Origin of the sequence: Streptomyces sp. NPDC050147, from assembly GCF_040660195.1 — a bacterium.
In the GTDB taxonomy this organism is placed as follows: domain Bacteria; phylum Actinomycetota; class Actinomycetes; order Streptomycetales; family Streptomycetaceae; genus Streptomyces.
Window position 1 is genome coordinate 1 of sequence record NZ_JBFALJ010000038.1, and the last position, 18,889, is coordinate 18,889.

General features: G+C 70.8%; 10 protein-coding genes and 1 pseudogene. 3 read left to right on the top strand and 8 right to left on the bottom strand.

Translation table 11 applies throughout. From position 1 onward, the window contains the following. From AB0I94_RS38740 to AB0I94_RS38750, 3 genes are all read right to left on the bottom strand, one after another. Positions 1–392 (bottom strand): alpha-amylase family glycosyl hydrolase (locus AB0I94_RS38740; RefSeq protein ID WP_363314503.1); only part of this gene is annotated, 392 nt, incomplete at its 3' end. Then, complete coding sequence (locus AB0I94_RS38745) at positions 389–2,449, bottom strand: alpha-1,4-glucan--maltose-1-phosphate maltosyltransferase (RefSeq protein ID WP_363314547.1); 2,061 nt, start codon at positions 2,447–2,449, stop codon at positions 389–391. The genes AB0I94_RS38740 and AB0I94_RS38745, both read right to left, overlap by 4 nt. Positions 2,450–2,938: 489 nt before the next feature. Next, complete coding sequence (locus AB0I94_RS38750; protein WP_363314504.1) at positions 2,939–4,153, bottom strand: S8 family peptidase; 1,215 nt, start codon at positions 4,151–4,153, stop codon at positions 2,939–2,941. A 401-nt stretch (positions 4,154–4,554) separates the two neighbouring features. Here AB0I94_RS38750 and glgP point away from each other — a divergent pair, with 401 nt between their 5' ends. Continuing rightward, complete coding sequence (gene glgP, locus AB0I94_RS38755) at positions 4,555–7,185, top strand: alpha-glucan family phosphorylase (protein ID WP_363314505.1); 2,631 nt, start codon at positions 4,555–4,557, stop codon at positions 7,183–7,185. A 71-nt stretch (positions 7,186–7,256) separates the two neighbouring features. Here glgP and AB0I94_RS38760 read toward each other — a convergent pair whose 3' ends face one another. From AB0I94_RS38760 to AB0I94_RS38780, 5 genes and pseudogenes are all read right to left on the bottom strand, one after another. After that, positions 7,257–8,891 (bottom strand): M4 family metallopeptidase, encoded by a 1,635-nt coding sequence (locus tag AB0I94_RS38760; protein WP_363314506.1) that lies wholly within the window; start codon positions 8,889–8,891, stop codon positions 7,257–7,259. Between the two features lie 302 nt (positions 8,892–9,193). Then, positions 9,194–11,248 (bottom strand): M4 family metallopeptidase, encoded by a 2,055-nt coding sequence (locus AB0I94_RS38765; RefSeq protein WP_363314507.1) that lies wholly within the window; start codon positions 11,246–11,248, stop codon positions 9,194–9,196. A 401-nt stretch (positions 11,249–11,649) separates the two neighbouring features. Then, positions 11,650–12,390 (bottom strand): DUF4232 domain-containing protein, encoded by a 741-nt coding sequence (locus tag AB0I94_RS38770; protein WP_363314508.1) that lies wholly within the window; start codon positions 12,388–12,390, stop codon positions 11,650–11,652. 153 nt (positions 12,391–12,543) lie between these two features. Further along, positions 12,544–14,568: an ABC transporter ATP-binding protein gene (locus tag AB0I94_RS38775; RefSeq protein ID WP_363314509.1), complete on the bottom strand. Its 2,025-nt coding sequence runs from the start codon at positions 14,566–14,568 to the stop codon at positions 12,544–12,546. A gap of 647 nt (positions 14,569–15,215) precedes the next feature. Next, positions 15,216–16,997, bottom strand: a pseudogene (locus AB0I94_RS38780) (ABC transporter ATP-binding protein); the annotation flags it as partial. A gap of 186 nt (positions 16,998–17,183) precedes the next feature. Here AB0I94_RS38780 and AB0I94_RS38785 point away from each other — a divergent pair. Both AB0I94_RS38785 and AB0I94_RS38790 read left to right on the top strand, forming a co-directional pair. After that, the gene (locus tag AB0I94_RS38785) at positions 17,184–18,086 is read left to right on the top strand and encodes an ABC transporter ATP-binding protein (protein WP_363314510.1); all 903 of its coding nucleotides are present in this window, start codon (positions 17,184–17,186) and stop codon (positions 18,084–18,086) included. Continuing rightward, positions 18,083–18,862 (top strand): ABC transporter permease, encoded by a 780-nt coding sequence (locus tag AB0I94_RS38790; protein ID WP_363314511.1) that lies wholly within the window; start codon positions 18,083–18,085, stop codon positions 18,860–18,862. The genes AB0I94_RS38785 and AB0I94_RS38790 overlap by 4 nt, the downstream gene beginning before the upstream one ends. Positions 18,863–18,889: the final 27 nt, after the last annotated feature.

Below are 18,889 nucleotides of genomic sequence, written 5' to 3' on the forward strand. Positions count from 1 at the left end.
TGCTGGAACCACGGGTGCTGATCGCTGGTGTGGTTCATCACGAAGTCGATGATCACGCGCATGCCCCGCTGATGCGCGGAATCCACGAACTCCACGAAGTCGGCCAGATCACCGAACTCCGGAAGGACCGCGGTGTAGTCCGACACGTCGTAACCGCCGTCCCGCAACGGCGACTTGAAGAAGGGCGGCAGCCACAGGCAGTCCACGCCCAGCCACTGCAGATAGTCCAGCTTGGCGGTGATCCCCTTGAGGTCACCGATGCCGTCGCCGTTGCTGTCCTGGAAGGAGCGGACCAGGACCTCGTAGAAGACGGCCCGCTTGAACCAGTCGGGGTCTCGGTCCTTGGCGGGCGTGTCCTCGAACGTGTCTTGGACGGGCTCGTTGATGATCATGGTGTGGGTGACCCTCCGATCAACGGTGAGGACGGTCGCAGGACCCTGCTGTGCTCGGCCGGGGGAACCCCTTCGGGCCCCCGGCCGAAAAGCAATACGTGCGAGCCGCCCGGAGCGAGTCGCACATAGTTGGCCCTGCCCCAGTGATAGGTGTCGCCGGTGAGCTCGTCGCGCACCGGCACGGTCTCGTGCCACTGGAGGCCGAGTTTCGGCATGTCCAACGAGACCGTGGCCTCCTGGGTGTGGTGGGCGTCGAGGTTCACGACCACCACGACCGTGTTCGTTCCGTCCTTGTCACTGGCCGTCTTCGAGTACGCGATCACCGCTTCCTGGTCCGTGGGGTGGAAGTGCAGGTCACGCAGTTGCCGCAGGGCGGGATTGGCGCGCCGTACGCGGTTCAGCGCGGTGATGAGGGGCGCGATGGTGGAGCCGGTGCGCTCAGCGGATTCCCAGTCGCGCGGGCGCAGTTGGTACTTCTCCGAGTCCAGGTACTCCTCGCTGTCGGCGCGCGCCGGGGTGTTCTCGCAGAGCTCGTATCCGCTGTAGACGCCCCAGGTCGGCGCGAGGGTCGCGGCGAGCACCGCACGGGCCTCGAAGGCGGGACGTCCGCCGTTCTGCAGGTAGGCGTGCAGGATGTCCGGGGTGTTGACGAAGAAGTTCGGCCGGAGGTAGTGGGCGGTTTCGTCCGCCAACTCACGCAGGTAGTCGGTGAGTTCCTCCTTGGTGTTGCGCCAGGTGAAGTAGGTGTAGGACTGCTGGAAGCCGATGGCGGCCAGGGTGTGCATCATGGCCGGGCGGGTGAAGGCCTCGGCCAGGAAGATGACGTCGGGGTCGGTGCGGTTGATGTCGGCGAGGACCTGCTCCCAGAAGGCGACGGGTTTGGTGTGCGGGTTGTCGACGCGGAAGATGCGCACGCCGTGGTCCATCCAGAATCGCAGCAGGCGTACGGTCTCGGTGATCAGTCCCGGCATGTCGCGGTCGAAGGCCAGGGGGTAGATGTCCTGGTACTTCTTCGGGGGGTTTTCGGCGTAGGCGATGGAGCCGTCGGTGCGGTGCTGGAACCACTCGGGGTGTTTGTCGACCCAGGGGTGGTCGGGGGAGCACTGCAGGGCGAAGTCCAGGGCGACCTCGAGGTGCAGGTCGCCGGCGCGGCGTACGAAGGCGTCGAAGTCCTCCAGGGTGCCCAGGTCGGGGTGGATCGCGTCGTGGCCGCCTTCGGGGGAGCCGATGGCCCAGGGCACGCCGACGTCGTGCGGGCCGGGAGACAGGGAGTTGTTGGGGCCTTTGCGGAAGGTGGTGCCGATGGGGTGGATGGGCGGCAGGTAGACGACGTCGAAGCCCATGGCGGCGATGGCCGGCAGTCGTTCGGCGGCGGTGCGGAAGGTGCCCGACCTGGGGGGCTCGCCCTCGCGCACGACGGCGCCCTCCGAGCGCGGGAAGAATTCGTACCACGACCCGAACAAGGCCCGCTCCCGCTCCACCAGCAGCGGCAGCCGCTCCGACTCCGTGACGAGTTCGCGCAGCGGATGCTCGGCGAGGACCGCGTCGACCTCCGGGGTGAGGGCGGCGGCCAGACGGGCCGCGGCGGGGCGCTCCGTGTCCCGCAGGGCCTCGACGGCGGTGCGGAGGACGGCGCGGTGACGCTCGCTCGGCCCGGCTGCTGCCGCGGCCCGTTCGTGCAGCCGGGCGCCTTCCTCAAGGACGAGCTCGGTGTCGATGCCCGCCGGTACCTTGATGTGCGCGTGGTGCCGCCACTGGGTGAGGGGATCGCCCCACGCCTCGACGCTGTACGTCCAGTGTCCCTCCGCGTCCGGAGTGACGTTCGCGCCCCACCGGTCGGTGCCGGGGGCCAGCTCGCGCATGGGCGTCCACGGTCCGGGGCGCCCCTCGGGATCGCGCAGGACGACATTGGCGGCGACCGCCTCGTGCCCTTCGCGGAAGACGGTGGCGGTGACCTGGAAGACCTCGCCCACCACGGCTTTCGCGGGCCGCCGCCCGCCGTGGACGAGGGGCGCGATGTCGAGGACGGGTATGCGGCCGGTGAGGGGGGCGGCCAGGGTGGGAGAGGGGGGCGGGTCCTGCGGGTCCCGCCGATCCTGCGTGTCCCGTGGATCGTGCTGGGGCGCCGGGGACGTGGGCACTCTTGTGGAGACCTTTCCCGAGGGCGTCGCCGACGGGCGAGTTGAGGGCATTACCGCTCCTGTCCGCTTTACATGAGTGGGGCGGATACGGGGTTATGGAGAGGTTCAGCGACTGCGTGCCGCGCTTGTTCGGCCGTATTCGAGCCGTGACTGCCGTACTTGAGCCACTACTGCCGTACCGAGTCGTGACTGACCGTACTGAGCCGTGTGCGTACCGGGGGAGCCTTCCCACCAACTTCGGGCGGGCAATCCGACTCTTCGTTAACTACTGGTGCGTAAGGCCTCATACAAGACCGACGCCCTATCGAGGGTGCTTCGGGATGGCGCCGGAGGCAAGGCCGCACCCACACACGCAGAACCGGCCCCGCCGGGTTCGGCGGGGCCGGTTCTGTGCCGCGGTGTGCTCTACGGGTTGTTGACCTGCAGCAACTTGTTCGGCGAGCCGAGACCGGCGCCCGTCACCTTGCCCACCGCCGCCTGGTCGGCCAGTGCCTTGCCCACCTCGGCCGGGGTGGCCGACGGGTGATCGGCGAGGTGGAGCGCCGCCGCGCCCGCCGCGTGCGGCGAGGCCATCGACGTGCCCGAGATGGTCTCCGTGGCGCTGTCGTCCGTGCTCCACGCGGAGGTGATGCCGACGCCCGGCGCGAACAGGTCCAGGCTGCTGCCCCAGTTGGAGAAGCTCGCCTTGGCGTCCTTGACGTCGCTCGCGCCGACCGTGACCGCCTCCTTCACGCGGGCAGGCGAGAACAGGAACGCGGGAAGCCCGTCGTTGCCCGCGGCGACCGTGTAAGTGACGCCGGACGCGATGGAGTTGCGTACGGCGGCGTCGAGCTGAGTGTTGGCCGTGCCCCCGAGGCTGAGGTTGGCGACCGCGGGCTTCCGGGCGTTCTTCGTCACCCAGTCGATGCCGGCGATGACCTGCGCGGTCGTCCCCGACCCGGCGTCGTCGAGCACCCGGACGCCCACCACGTCCGCCTTCTTGGCGACGCCGTGGCTCTCGCCCGCGACCGTCGCCGCGACGTGCGTGCCGTGGCCGTTGCCGTCCTGTGCCGTGGCGTCGTTGTCGATGAAGTCCCATCCGCTGCTCGCGCGAGCGCCGAAGTCCTCGTGCGAGGCGCGGATTCCGGTGTCGATGACGTACGCCGTCACGCCCTGGCCCGACGGCTCGGGCGAGGTGTAGGACTTGTCGAGCGGCAGGTTCTTCTGGTCGATCCGGTCGAGCCCCCAGGAGGGCGGATCCTTCTGGGTGCGGTCCAGGGACACGATGCTGTCCTGGGCGACGGAGGCGACCTCCGGGTCACCCGCGAGTCTCTTGGCCTGGTCGGAACCGGCCCGCACCGCGTAGCCGTTGAGCGCGGTGCTGTAGGTGTGACGTATCTTCGCCCCGTACTTCGCGGCGAGGCCCTTGCCCGCGTCCGACGGTGCGGTGGTCCCGCCCTTGAGTGTGACGATGTAACTCCCGCTGATGGAACCGGGCTCCCCGGCTCCGAGTATCTTCCCCAGCGGGGCATCGGCGGGAGCGGCGTGTGCGGGCAGCGTGATGGCCGAAAGCACCACCGCCGTGGTGGCGGCGGTAACGGCCCCGGCCCACCGCAGACGCTTCGTTCGCGACAGAGTCATACGCTGGTTTTCCCTCCCCAACTTGACGTGCGCCTCGTGAGGTTGGGCCGGTCCGTGCCGGATTCCCGGTGTCCTCCACGAGCGCCACTTGGCAGCCTCTCGTGCGGCGTGAGGCCCTACAAGACCACACGGCGTGGGGGAATCGGCCATATCGCCGGTGGGGGTGCTGTGAGGGTTGCGCCGATTTCCGGACGGATTCGGGATGCCTCCGACAGGTGCGGTGGCACGGGGTGACCGTCGGTAAGCCGAGCTTCTTCCTCCCTCGGCCCTGAGGGCCGTGCGCCCTGTGCGCCGTGGTGGCAGGAGCGGCACACCGCTAACGTCGATGCGGCATGGCGACAAGCGAGGTTGGAAAGCCCCGGCACACGCCCCGTCAGACGCTCCGGCAGAGGTGCACCGTGATGAAGGCCATCCGTCGATTCACCGTACGTCCCGCCCTTCCCGACCCCCTCACCCCGCTCTCGGAGCTGGCGCGCAATCTGCGCTGGTCCTGGCACTCCGGAACCCGTGACCTGTTCCAGTCCATAGACCTCGAGCAGTGGGCCGCCTCGGGTTGCGACCCCGTGCGGCTGCTCGGCGGCGTGCCGCCCGCCCGGCTCGCCGAGCTGGCCGGGGACGGGGAGTTCCTGCGCCGCCTCGCCGAGGCCTCGGACGGGCTCCGGGAGTACGTCACCGGTGCGCGCTGGTACCAGGAAGAGGCCGCCGAGCGCGGAGGGAAACTGCCGCGCGCCGTCGCCTACTTCTCGCCCGAGTTCGGCATCACCGCCGCTCTGCCGCAGTACTCGGGCGGGCTCGGCATCCTCGCGGGCGACCACCTGAAGGCGGCGAGCGACCTCGGGGTTCCGCTCATCGGGGTCGGGCTGCTCTACCGGCACGGCTACTTCCACCAGTCCCTGTCCCGCGACGGCTGGCAACAGGAGACCTATCCCGTACTCGACCCGAACGAGCTGCCTCTCACCCTCCTGCGCGAGAGGGACGGGACCCCGAGCCTGGTCGCGATCGCCCTCCCCGGCGGGCGTGCGCTGCGTGCGCACGTCTGGCAGGCGAGCGTCGGGCGCGTACCGCTCCTGATGCTCGACTCGGACGTCGAGGAGAACGACCCCGGGGCCCGCGACGTGACCGACAGGCTCTACGGCGGCGGCAGCGAGCACCGGCTGCTCCAGGAGATGCTGCTCGGCATCGGCGGCGTCCGCGCCATCAGGTCGTACTGCCGGCTGACCGGGCACGCCGAGCCCGAGGTCTTCCACACGAACGAGGGCCACGCGGGCTTCCTCGGTCTTGAGCGCATCCATGAACTCGCCCAGGACGGCGTGGGGTTCGACGCGTCGCTGGAGGCGGTGCGGGCCGGGACCGTCTTCACCACCCACACCCCCGTCCCCGCCGGAATCGACCGCTTCGACCGTGAGCTGGTCGCCCGGCACTTCGGCCCGGACGCCGAACTGCCCCGCATCGACGTCGAGCACATACTGCGGCTCGGCATGGAGACGTACCCGGGTGGTGAGCCCAATCTCTTCAACATGGCCGTGATGGGCCTCAGGCTCGGGCGGTGCGCGAACGGCGTGTCGACCCTGCACGGCAAGGTGAGCCGTCAGATGTTCGCGGGCCTGTGGCCGGGCTTCGACGCCGAGGAGATCCCGATCTCCTCCGTCACCAACGGCGTGCACGCCCCGACCTGGGTGGCCCCCGAGGTGTTCCGGCTCGGGGCCCGGCAGATCGGCGCCCAGCGGACGGAGGAGGCGCTGTCGGTGGGCGGGTCGGAGAGGTGGGACGCGGTCGCCGAGATCAGGGACGCGGACATCTGGGAGCTGCGGCGGGAGCTGCGCGGGCAGCTGGTGACGGAGGTCAGACGGCGGCTGCACGCCTCGTGGCGCGGGCGCGGCGCGGCCAGCGCGGAGCTGGGCTGGATCGACGACGTGCTCGACCCCGACGTCCTGACCATCGGCTTCGCACGCCGCGTCCCGTCCTACAAACGCCTGACGCTGATGCTGCGCGACAGGGACCGCCTGATGGAGCTGTTGACGCACGAGGAGCGGCCGATCCAGATCGTCGTGGCGGGCAAGGCGCATCCGGCGGACGACGGCGGCAAACGCCTCATCCAGGAGCTGGTGCGCTTCACGGACGACCCGCGGGTCCGCAACCGGATCGTGTTCCTGCCGGACTACGGCATGGCGATGGCGCAGAAGCTGTATCCGGGGTGCGACGTCTGGCTGAACAACCCCCTCCGTCCGCTGGAGGCGTGCGGGACGAGCGGGATGAAGGCGGCGCTGAACGGCTGCCTCAACCTGTCGGTCCTCGACGGCTGGTGGGACGAGTGGTTCGAGCCGGACTTCGGCTGGGCGATCCCCACGGCGGACGGCGCGGCGACGGACGACGACCGGCGGGACGACCTGGAGGCCGCGGCGCTGTACGACCTCCTGGAGCGCAGGATCGCGCCCCGCTTCTACGAGCGGGGACCGGAAGGCCTGCCCGACCGGTGGATCGAGATGGTGCGCAGGACGCTGACCCGGCTCGGGCCGAAGGTGCTCGCGGGGCGGATGGTGCGCGACTACGTGGAGCAGCTGTACGTGCCCGCCGCGCGGGCGCATCGCACGCTGGACGCGGATACCGCGGGGGAGTTGGCCACCTGGAAGGCTCGGGTGCGCGCCGCCTGGCCGCGGGTCGCCGTCGACCACGTCGAGGCGTCGGCGTTCGGCACGACGGCCGAGCTGGGGGCGACGCTGGCGCTGCGGGTCCGGGTGCGGCTGGGGGAGCTGACCACGGACGACGTGGAGGTGCAGGCGGTCGCGGGCCGCGTCGACCCCGAGGACGTCATCGCCGACGCGAGTCCGGTGCCGCTGAAGCCGGTGGGCGGCCCCGACGCGGAGGGCCGCCGTCTCTACGAGGGCCCCCTGTCCCTGGACCGCACAGGGCCCTTCGGCTACACGGTGCGGATTCTGCCGGCGCATCGACTGCTGGCCAGCGGTGCGGAGCTGGGTCTTGTGGCGGTGCCCACGGAGGGGGCGGGGGAGGCCGCGGGGATGTTGTTGCGTTAAGGGCGGGGCGGCCCTCGCGGAAAAAGCCGGACGGGCTGGAGGCGCTCCAGCCCGTCCGGTCGTGCCGGGTGTTACTTGACGTTGACGCCGGCCCAGGCCGCGTCCACGCCCTTGTACTCCGCGGAGTCCGCGCCGTACAGGTCCTTCGCGGCGCTCAGCGTGCCCTCGCGGGCCGCCTTGTAGTCCGTCGTCGTCGTGAAGTACGACGTCAGGGCCTTGAACCAGATCTTCTCGGCCTTGTCGCGCCCGATGCCCTCGACCTTGGATCCGTCGGCGGTCGGGGAGTCGTACTTGACGCCGTTGATCTCCTTCGCGCCGCTGCCCTCGGACAGCAGGTAGAAGAAGTGGTTGGCGATGCCGGACGAGTAGTGGACGTCCACGTCGCCCGCGTCCGCGCTCCAGTTGTCCAGGGAGTTGCCGTCCTTGGAGGGCTTGTCCATGTAGCGCAGCGGCGATCCGTCGCCGTTGATGTCGATCTTCTCGCCGACCATGTAGTCGGGGACATCCTCGGCGTTCTTGGCGTTGAACTCGACCGCCGCCGCGAAGATGTCGGAGGTGGCCTCGTTCAGGCCGCCCGACTCACCGCTGTACTCCATGTTGGCGGTCGCCGCGGTGACGCCGTGCGTCATCTCGTGCGCCGCGACGTCCATCGACGTGAGCGGTTTCTTGTCGCCCTCGCCGTCGCCGTACGTCATGCAGAAGCAGCTGTCGTCCCAGAAGGCGTTGACGTACGCGTTGCCGTAGTGGACGCGCGAGGTCGCGCCCTTGCCGTCGCCCTTGATGCCCTCACGGCCGTGCACGGCCTTGTAGTAGTCCCAGGTCAACTGGGCGCCGTAGGCGGCGTCGACGGCGGCGGTCTGGGCGTCGTCCGGCTTTCCGGTACCCCACGTGTCGTCGTCGTCCGTGACGAGCTTGCCCTCGCCGCTCTGGCCGTGGGCCAGGTCGTACGTCGAGTGGCCGCCGCGCGCGTCGTCGGTCAGGTCGAAGCCGCTCGAACCCTTCTTGGAGCCGACCTCGACGTCGCCGCTGTACTGGCTGTGGCCCGCGCCGTTCTTGATGTCCTGGTACTGGAAGAGCTTCTCGCCCGTGGCCGCGTCGGTGATGACGTGCAGCCTGCTGGGCGTGCCGTCCTTCTGGACGCCGGTGACGACGGTCTCGTGGGCGAGGACCGGCTTGCCGGAGGCGGCCCAGACGACCTTGCGCGGAGTCAGCGCGTCGGCCTTCTTGGTGTCGCCGGACTTCGCGGCGGTCGACTCGGCGGACTTCGCGGCCGACTTGGCCCCGACCTTCGCCGTGGTGGAGGCGACCTTGATGGCGGCCTTGGCGGCCTTGGTCACGCTCTTGACCGAGCCGCTCTTCGCGGTGTGGACGACCAGGTCGCCGCCGAGGACGGGCAGTCCCTCGTACGTGCGCTCGTAGCGGGTGTGCGTGGTGCCGTCACGGTCCTTGACGACGTCGCGTACGACGAGCTTCTCCTTGGCGCCGAGACCGATCTTCTCGGCGGTGGCCGCCTTGTCCGCGTTCGCGTCCCGCAGCAGGTCGGCGCGGGCGGTGGAGGAGAGCGCGACGGGCGCGCCGGAAGGCGTCGATGCCCGGTCGGGCTGCGCGGAGGCTCCGGTGGTCAGAGCTCCGGCGAGGAGCGCTCCGGCGGCCACAGCGGTGGCGATGGCCAGGGTGGAGCGCTTCCGGGATATGTGGGGGGTCACGCATGCTCCTTCTGTGGGGGGCCCGGACGGCGGTGGGGAGCTGTCCGGGCTGAAAGATGCGGTGCGGGTGTACTGGTGTGGCTGTGCGAGGGAAGAGTGCCAGTTGGGGCAGGTTCATGTCAGGTACTTGATCAGAGGTTGGCCGGAAATCGTCCGTTGAGCGATGGTCCATGTACGCAATGCGAACGGCGCGTTACGCGGCTGACGGCAGACATGGGTGCGCCGCTCCGGGGAGTGGATCCACCCGGAGCGGCGCAGTCTGCACGTACCTTCAAGCCCGGTCGGGGGCTTGGGCCCAGGGCCTACGGGAACGTCAGCTTCCAGCTGTTGATGCGGCCGACGTCCTGCGCGGCCACGTCCTGGACCTTCAGCTTCCAGGTGCCGTTGGCCACCTCGGACGAGGCGTTGACCGTGTAGGTCTCCTGGATGTTGTCCGCCGAGTCCGACGAACTCGAGTTCTTCAGGCGGTACGTCGAACCGTCCGGGGCCACCAGGTCGACGACCAGGTCGCCGCGCCAGGTGTGGACGATGTCCACGCCGACCTTCAGCGCGGCGGGCGCGTTGCCCGTGCGGCCGGTGACGTTGACCGACGAGGTGACGGCCGCGCCGCGGTCCGGAATGGCCACGTCCGTGGTGTTCTCGAAGTCCGTGCCGCCGCCACCACCGGGCCGCGCTCCGACGTTGACGCCGGCCCACGCGTGGGCCACCGCCGCGTACTCGGCGCTGGTGGTGCCGTACAGCTCACCGGCCACCGCGAGGGTCCCGGTGCGGGCCGCCGCGTAGTTGGTGGTCGTCGTGAACTTCGTCGTCAGCGCCTTGAACCAGATGAGCGACGCCTTGTCACGGCCGATTCCGGTCACGGGCAGGCCGTCGGAGGTGGGCGAGTCGTACGAGACGCCGTTGATCACCTTGGCGCCGCTGCCCTCGCTCAGGAGGTAGTAGAAGTGGTTGGCGACACCGGACGAGTAGTGGACGTCGATGCCGCCGATGCCCGAGTACCAGGAGTCCTTGGACGAGCCGTCCTTGCTGGGCTTGTCCATGTAGCGCAGCGGGGTGCCGTTGCCGCGGATGTCGATCTTCTCGCCGACGTTGTAGTCGCCCACGTCCTGCGCGTTGTTGGCGTGGAACTCCACGGCCGCCGCGAAGATGTCGGACGTCGCCTCGTTCAGGCCACCGGACTCACCGCTGTACGTCATGTTGCCGGTGGCCGCCGTCACGCCGTGCGTCATCTCGTGGGCCGCCACGTCGATGGACGTCAGGGGCTTGGCGTTGTTCGCGCCGTCGCCGTACGTCATGCAGAAGCAGGCGTCGGACCAGAACGCGTTGACGTAGTTGTTGCCGTAGTGGACCCGTGAGGACGCGCCGACGCCGTCACCCCGGATACCGGAACGGCCCTGCACGTTCTTGTAGTAGTCCCAGGTCAGCGCGGCACCGTAGTGGGCGTCCGCGCCTGCCGTCTCCAGGTTGGAGGGAAGTCCGTTGCCCCACACGTCGTCCGCGCCCGAGAAGAGGGTGCCGGAGCCGGACGTGGCGCGGTTGAGGTTGTACGTCTTGTGGTTGCCGCGAGCGGTGTCGGTCAGGGTGTAGTTGGACCCCGACTGCGCGGTCCCCAGGGGGACTTGACCGCTGTACTGGGTGTTGCCCGTGCCGTTCTCGATGCCCTGCCACTGGAAGAGCTTCTTGCCGGTGGCCGCGTCCGTGATGACGTGCAGCTCGTTCGGGGTGCCGTCGTGCTGCAGCCCGCCGACCACCGTCTCGTACGCCAGAGTCGGCTTGCCGTCGGCCATCCAGACGACCTTGCGCGGCTCGCGGTCAGCGTCCGTCTTCTTCGACCCCTCGGCCTTCGCCGCGCCGAGCGCCTGCTTCTCGGCGGTGGCCGCCTTCACCTCGGCGCTGGTGTCGACGCCCTTGAGCTCCGCCTTCGCGGCCTTGGTGACGCCCTCGGTCTTGCCGGACTTCGCCTCGTCGACCACCAGGTCGCCGCCGAGGACGGGGAGTCCGTCGTACGTGCGCTCGTAGCGGGTGTGCGTCGTGCCGTCGCCGTCCTTGGTGACGTCACGTACGACGAGCTTCTCCTTGGCGCCGAGCCCCAGGTCCTTGGCCGTCTCCGCCTTGGTGGCGTTGGCGTCCTTGAGGAGCGCCGCACGCTGGGCGGGAGTGAGCTTCACGGGCAGGGAACCGGGGTCGGCCTTGCCTATTTTCACGGCGGCCGGGGCTTTGGCCTTCGGTATCGCGGGGTCGTCGGCGGATGCCGGGCCCGTCTGGAAGGCCACCGCGACGAGAGCGGCGACGGCGGTCAGGGCGCCCGCGGCGGTGGCGCGTCGGTGGGAGGCAGGTCTGTGAGAGGTGCTTCTCAACACGGACTCCTTCTGCGTGGCCGCGGGGTACGCGGCCAGGGGGAACGGTCGGCGCGGTCGTGCCGGCCGGGCAGAACAAGGCAGAACGTGGAGCTGGGGTGCACGGTGGAGCTGGGAATCGAACGGTGGAGCCGGGAATCGAGGGGAAGAGTGGCACCGGTGCGCTCTGTTTGTCAGGAGTGCGTCAAGAGTTGGCCGGAAATGGTCCGCTGCCCGGTGGGGCACGTTCGATATACGGAGGAGGTACTCGCGGTAAGGGGCTTCGCATTGTTCGAGGAGAGCGCGTCGCCGGGGCACGGAACGGCGTGGCTGATTCCGCACCCCGGCCTTCCGTAACCCGGCTTTCCGCAGCCTGGCCTTCCGCGGGCCGGCTGTCGCCTGGCATCGACGCAACCGGTGGATCAGAAGTCGTAGGGCTTCGTGGTGTTCCAGTTGGTGACGTCGGCGTCGGACCAGGTGAACACCGACGGCACGCCCTCGCCGTCGAAGGCGTCCGTCCCGGCGCCCGGACCGGTGTCGCCGGTCTGGTCGCGCAGGGCGACGGAGAGCTCCGTCGACGTGTGGGTCTTGCCGTCGGCCGTGAAGAGCGCCACCGCGGAGTAGACCTTGCCGCCGGGCTCGACCGTGATCCGGTCGGCGCCGCCCGGCGCGTCCTTGGACGAGTGGGGCAGGACGTCCGGGGTGTCGCCGAGCATCACCGACGGGAGCGAAGTGACCCAGCAGGGCCGGGAGTCGGTGTTCGTCGCGGTGATCAGGAGGTGCTCGCCCTGCTCCGCGGGGAAGCGGTGCAGCACGGCGTACGAGATCTCGTCGCCCTCGCAGGGCTGGGCCTTCGCGATGTGGGCGGGGGCGGCCTTGCCCGCACCGGAGCCGGGCGTCCTGACGCTGTCGGACGTCTCGGAGACCCCCGTCGTGCCCGCCGTGCCCGTGGTTTCCGTCGTCCCCGTGGTCTCCGTCGCCTCCCTCACCACCGTCGTCCTCTCGGCGTCCATCGCGCCGTCCGCCGTGGCGACGCTCCTGCCCGTACCGGACCCGGAGGCGTTGTCACCGGAACCGTTCGCACCGCCGCAGGCGGCCAGGGACAGGGCGAGCGCGGCGGTGGTGGCGGCGAGGACGGTGGTGCCGATCCGGTTCGTACGCATGCTGAGGTTCCCCCGCGAGGTGAGTGGGTGCGGGACGCGCTGGTCTCTCCCGCTGTCGACGCCACTGTGGCCACCCCCACTGGTGTTCCGCTCACGCCCCACTGACATTCCACTAACGCGCCGGCGCGCGCCGCACAGGGGGCTGACCCGGGCCTAACCCACCACGCTGTCCCGCCACGCCCGGTGCAGCTCCGCGAACGACCCGCTGCCCGCGATGAGCTCGGCCGGGGTGCCGTCCTCCACGACGCGTCCGTGTTCCATCACGAGCACCCGGTCGGCGATCTCCACCGTGGAGAGCCGGTGGGCGATCACCACGGCGGTCCGGCCGCGCAGCACCGTGTGCATGGCGCGCTGCACGGCCCGCTCGCCCGGGATGTCGAGCGAGCTGGTCGCCTCGTCCAGGATCAGCACCGCCGGGTCGGCGAGCAGCGCCCGCGCGAAGGCGACCAACTGGCGCTGACCGGCGGAGATACGGCCACCCCTCTTGCGTACGTCGGTGTCGTAGCCGTCGGGCAGGGACGCGATGAAGTCATGCGCGCCGATGGCCTTGGCGGCGTGTTCGATGTCCTCGCGGGTGGCGTCGGGGCGGCCGATGGCGATGTTCTCGGCGATGGTCCCGGAGAAGAGGAAGGCCTCCTGCGTCACCATCACCACGCCACGCCGCAGCTCGGCGTTGGCGAGGTCGCGCAGATCGACCCCGTCGAGCAGGATCCGGCCGTCCGTCGGGTCGTAGAAGCGGGCGAGCAGCTTGGCGAGCGTCGACTTGCCGGCGCCGGTGGAGCCGACGACGGCGACGGTCTGCCCGGCGGGCAGCGTCAGGTCGAAGCGGGGCAGGACCTCGCCGCCGGTCCGGTAGGCGAACCGCACGCCGTCGAAGCTGACCTCGCGGCCGGGGTGCTCGGAGGCGAGGGCGGGCAGAGACCGGGAGCGGTCGGGGTGCGGTTCGGGCACGGAGGGGGCCTGGGCGAGCAGCCCGGCGACCTTCTCCAGTGAAGCGGCGGCCGACTGATACGAGTTGAGGAACATCCCGAGCCGGTCGATCGGGTCGTACAGGCGCCGCAGATACAGCACGGCCGCGGCCAGGACGCCGAGCGCCAGGGTGCCGTCGGTGACGCGGTAGGCGCCCCACAGGACGATGCCGGCGACGGAGGTGTTGGCGACGAGCCGGGAGCCGAGCACATAGCGGGCCATCTCCAGCATGGCGTCGCCGTTGGCGCGCTCATGGCGACGGTTGAGCACGGCGAACTCCGCCTCGTTGGCGCGCTCGCGCCTGAAGGCGCGGACCGGGCGGATGCCGTTCATCGTCTCGGCGAACTTCACGATGACGGAGGCGATCGTTGTGGACCGCTTCCCGAAGAGGGGGCCCGCGCGGCGCTGGTATCGGCGTACGAGGAGGTAGAGCGGCACGAACGACGCGACGGCCGTGGCGCCGAGGCTCAGGTCGAGCCAGAGCAGCATCGCCGAGATGTAGACGAAGGACAGGATGACGGTGATCAGCTCCTGCAGCCCTTCGCTCAGCAGCTCCCGCAGGGATTCCACGTCGGTGGTGGACCGGGAGATGAGCCGCCCCGAGGTGTACCGCTCGTGGAAGTCCACGCTGAGGGCCTGCGCGTGACGGAAGATGCGCCCCCGCAGGTCGAGCAGCACGTCCTGGTTGACGCGGGCGGAGGCCACGATGAACGCGTACTGGAAAGCGCCGGACGCGCCCGCGCAGAGGAGATAGCCGGCGCCGATGGCGACGAGGGGCCCGTAGTCGTCGGCGCGGACGGCGGGTACGCCCCGGTCGATGGCGTACGCGACGAGGAGCGGCCCGCCCTGAACGGCGGCCTGCTGCAGAAGAAGCAGCACAGCCGCGAGGATGACGCGCCCCCGGAGGGCCGAGAGCAGGGAACGAAGCAGGGCGGAGGTGGCGCCGGGAGGTGTGGGGAGGCTGTCCCGGTCGAACTCGTCGCCCGAAGCGGGGCGGGACGCGCCGGAGTCGCGTTCGGACTCCTGCGGCTCTCGGGCGTGGCCGGTGGCGGGCACGGCGGGGGAGCGCTTGCCGGCGGCCGGGTAGGGGCGGCCGTCGGGTTCGCCGGGGCGCCCGGCCCGGCCTTCCGCTCCGGAGTATCGGTGCTGGTCGGGGCGGTTCTCCTCGTCCGGGCCCGTGGTCCGTGACGCAGACGTCGATGAGGTCATCGCCCGCCCTCCCTCTCCGCGGACGCGCTGCCCGCCTCCGTCTGCACATGTCCGACCACGGGGCCGACCACCTCCCCCGCCTCCCCCGGGGAAGCGGCCCGCACCTGCGCCTGCCCGCTCGCGGACGCGGGGACCGCCTTGCCTGGCGCGGGCGCGGGGCCCGCCTTGCCTGGCGCGGGCGCGGGGCCGGTCTTGTCTGGCGCGGGCGCGGGGCCGGTCTTGTCTGGCGCGGGCGCGGGGTGAGCTTTCGCTGGCGTGGGTGTGGGGCCCGTTTCCCCTGGCGTGGGCGTCGGATCCACCTTCCCCGGCGCGGGCGTTGAGCTTCTTCCCCCTGGCGTGGGTGCCGGGTCCGCTTTCCCCGGCGTGGGTGCCGGGCCCGCTTCCCCGGGCGTGGATGCCGGGTCCGATTCCCCACGCGTGTGCGTCGGATCCGCCTTCCCGGGGGTGGGCGCCAAGCCCGTTGCCCTTGGCGTGGGCGCCGGGCCTGCCTGCCCGGGCGTGTGCGACGAGCCCGCTCCCCCTCGCGTAGGCGCCGGGCGCGCTTCCCCCGGCGTGGGCGTCGGGCCCGTGTCCCCCGGCGTGGGCGACGGCCCCGCTTCCCCTGGCGTGGACGCCAAGCCCGCTTCCCCCGTCGCGGGAGCGACATCCGCGCCCGACATCAGCCACGCGTACTCCGCGTTCCCCCGCAGCAGCTCATGGTGGGTGCCCACCGCGGTGATTCTGCCCGCGGAGAGCAGGGCGACCCGGTCGGCCAGTAGGACCGTGGAGGGGCGGTGGGCCACGACCAGGGCTGTCGTGTCCCGCAGGACGCGGCGCAGGGCCGCTTCCACCAGGGCCTCCGTGTGGACGTCCAGTGCCGAGAGCGGGTCGTCCAGGACCAGGAAGCGGGGGCGGCCGACCACCGCGCGGGCCAGGGCCAGGCGTTGGCGCTGGCCGCCGGAGAGGCTCAGGCCCTGCTCGCCGACCTGCGTGGCCGTGCCCTGCGGGAGCGCGTGGGCGAAGTCGGCCTGGGCGACCTCCAGGGCGCGCTCCAACTCCGCGTCGCCCGCGCCCTCTTCGGTGCCCATGAGTACGTTTTCGCCCACCGTCGCGGAGAACAGCGTCGGCTCCTCGAAGGCGACCGCCACCAGCGTGCGCAGCCGCTCGCGGTCCATCTCCGCGATGTCCTCGCCGTCCAGCGTGATGCGGCCCCCGCTGACCTCGTGCAGCCGCGGCACCAGCGCCGTCAGCGTCGTCTTGCCGCTGCCCGTCGCGCCGACGAGGGCGAGCGTCTCGCCGGGGCGGACATGCAGGTCGATCCGGTCGAGCGCGGGCGGCGCGTCGGCAGGCGCGTCCGGGTAGCGGAACTCCACGCCGTGGAAGCGCAGTCCGCCCGCAACGGAGCCGCCCGCCGAAGGGACGACCCCCGCGGAGGACTCCGGCTCCGCGTCCATCACCTCGAAGTACCGCTCAGTGGCCGTCGCCGACTCCTGGCTCATCGCGAGCAGGAACCCGATCGATTCCACCGGCCAGCGCAGCGCGAGCGCCGTCGAGAGGAAGGCGACCAGCGTGCCCGTCGACAGTTCCCCGTCCGCCACCCGCACCGTCCCCAGGACGAGCGCCGCACCGATCGCGACCTCGGGCAGCGTCATGATCACCGCGTTGATCGCGGCGAGCAGCCGCGCCTTGGCCAGCTCCGTGCCCCGCAGCCTGTGCGACAGCTCGCGGAACGCGTGAGCCTGACTGCGGTGGCGGCCGAAGCCCTTGATGATGCGGATGCCGAGCACGCTCTCCTCGACGACGGTCGTCAGATCGCCGACCTGGTCCTGCGCCCGCCGGGCAACGGCCATGTACCGCCCCTCGAAATACGCGCCGACGATCACCAGCGGCACCAGCGGGGCGAGCAGCACGAGACCGAGCGTCCAGTCCTGTGCCAGCAGAATCGCCATGCCGACCACGATCGTCGCCCCGTTCACGACCAGGAACGTCAGCGGGAAGGCGAGGAACATCCGCAGCAGCATCAAATCTGTGGTGCCGCGCGACAGCAGTTGGCCCGAGGCCCACCGGTCGTGGAACGCCACCGGGAGACGCTGCAGATGGCGGTAGAGATCCGCCCGCATCGACGCTTCGACCGAGGCGAGCGGTCGCGCCACCAGCCACCGCCGCAGACCGAACAGCAGCGCCTCGGCGACACCGAGCAGAAGCAGCAGCAGCGCCCCGAGCCACACCCCCGCCAGGTCCCGGTCCGCCACCGGCCCGTCCACGAGCCACTTGAGTACGAGAGGGAAGACCAGCCCCGTACAGGACGCGATGACGGCCACACATGCCGCGCTGAAAAGGCGGGTTCGGACAGGCCGGACGTACGGCCACAGCCGCAGCAACGTCCGTACGGCGGACCTTCCTCCCGCCGGCTCCGCTGATTCCTTGGTCAGTGCATCTGGTTTCGGCATCAGAAGCGAGCCTACGGACGGCCACTGACAGAACCCACCGAGTTTTGGCCCGTCCAGAGCCGTCCGCTGGTCCTAGGACCCGGGCCGCACCAGCGAAGTCGTACCGCTCCATCAACCGATCGGCTGATGCCACTTCGAGCGCGATGGGCGATGCCCGGACCCCCGCCCACCGACGAGGCTCGGCCCATGCCCATCATCGAAGTGCACGACCTGCGCAAGGCGTACGGCGGACGCGCCGCCGTCGACGGCGTCTCCTTCACCGTCGAGGAGGGCGAGATCTTCGGCGTCCTCGGACCCAACGGCGCAGGCAAGACCACCACCGTGGAATGCGTCGAGGGTCTGCGCGTCCCCGACACCGGAACCGTCCGTGTCGCCGGGCTCGACCCCGCAGCCGACCACGCCCGCGTCACCCAGATCCTGGGTGCCCAGCTCCAGGAGAGCGAACTGCAGGCGAAGCTCACCGTGCGCGAGGCGCTCGAACTGTACGCCGCGTTCTACCCGAACCCCGCCGACTGGCGCCCCCTCGCCGAACGCCTGCGCCTGACCGACAAGCTGGACAGCCGCTTCGGTAAACTCTCCGGAGGCCAGAAGCAGCGCCTGTTCATCGCGCTCGCGCTGATCGGGAACCCGAGGGTCGTCGTGCTCGACGAGCTGACCACCGGCCTCGACCCGCGCGCCCGCCGCGACACCTGGCAGCTCATCGAGGACGTACGCGACAGCGGTGTCACCGTCCTGCTCGTCACCCACCTCATGGAGGAGGCCCAGCGCCTCTGCGACCGCATCGCGGTCATCGACCAGGGGCGGATCGCCGCGCTCGACAGCCCGGCGGGCCTCATCAGCCGGGCCGCGGGATCGACCGTCATGTCCTTCACGCCGTCCGCGCCGCTCGACGAGCGGGAGCTCGCCGCGCTGCCGCGGGTGATCTCCGTCGACCACCGAGACGGCCGCTACACCCTGAACGGCACCGACGAGACCGTCAACGCCGCCATCACGCTGCTCGCCCGCCACCACATCACCGCCCATCAACTCCGGGTGAACGACGCCACGCTGGACGACGCGTTCCTCGACCTCACGGGAGCCTCCGCATGAGCGCCGCCGTCACCGCACCCCACGCCCCCGCGAGGAGCAAGGCCTCGGCCGCCGTGCTCAAGGCCGAGTTCCGGATCTTCCGCCGTGAGCCCGGCTCCCTCTTCTGGATCATGGCGTTTCCCACGGTCCTCCTGGTGATCCTCGGCTCGATCCCCTCCTTCCGGGAACCCGCGGACTCGCTCGGCGGGCTCAGGATGGTCGACGCGTACGTCCCCGTGACGGTGCTGCTCTCGCTGATCATGGCGGGCCTGCAGGCCATGCCGCCGCTCATCACCGGCTACCGCGAACGCGGCATCCTGCGCCGCATGTCGGCCACGCCGGTCCGCCCCTCCGCCGTGCTCGGCGCGCAGATGGGCCTCCATGGCGCGGCCGCGCTCGTCTCGTCCCTGCTCTCCCTGGCCGTGGGCCGCCTGGCCTTCGACGTGGTCCTGCCGCGCCAGGCCATCGGCTACGGGATCGCGCTGCTCCTCGCCGTCCTGTGCGGGCTCGCGCTCGGTGCCGTGGTCTCCGCGATCTCCCGTACGACGAAGGCGGCGACCGCGATCGGCTCCGCCGTCTTCTTCCCGATGATGTTCAGCGCGGGCGTCTGGCTGCCGGTACAGGCGATGCCGGACGCGCTTGCCCGCGTCGTGGAGGCCACCCCGCTCGGGGCCGCTTCCCAGGCGCTCAGCGAGGCAGCCGCGGGCGACTGGCCCGGCTGGGTCCGCCTGGGTGTACTCGCGCTGTGGACCGTGGCGCTGACGGCCGGGGCGGCGCGCTGGTTCCGGTGGGAGTGACGGTGGAAGAGCGACAGTGGGCTTGAC

What these genes read in the sequence shown, in the direction of transcription:
- AB0I94_RS38785 (WP_363314510.1), top strand. Translation starts at nt 17,184, where the DNA reads ATGCCCATCATCGAAGTGCACGACCTGCGCAAGGCGTACGGCGGACGC.
- AB0I94_RS38775 (WP_363314509.1), bottom strand. Translation starts at nt 14,568, where the DNA reads ATGACCTCATCGACGTCTGCGTCACGGACCACGGGCCCGGACGAGGAG.
- AB0I94_RS38770 (WP_363314508.1), bottom strand. Translation starts at nt 12,390, where the DNA reads ATGCGTACGAACCGGATCGGCACCACCGTCCTCGCCGCCACCACCGCC.
- AB0I94_RS38750 (WP_363314504.1), bottom strand. Translation starts at nt 4,153, where the DNA reads ATGACTCTGTCGCGAACGAAGCGTCTGCGGTGGGCCGGGGCCGTTACC.
- glgP (WP_363314505.1), top strand. Translation starts at nt 4,555, where the DNA reads ATGAAGGCCATCCGTCGATTCACCGTACGTCCCGCCCTTCCCGACCCC.
- AB0I94_RS38790 (WP_363314511.1), top strand. Translation starts at nt 18,083, where the DNA reads ATGAGCGCCGCCGTCACCGCACCCCACGCCCCCGCGAGGAGCAAGGCC.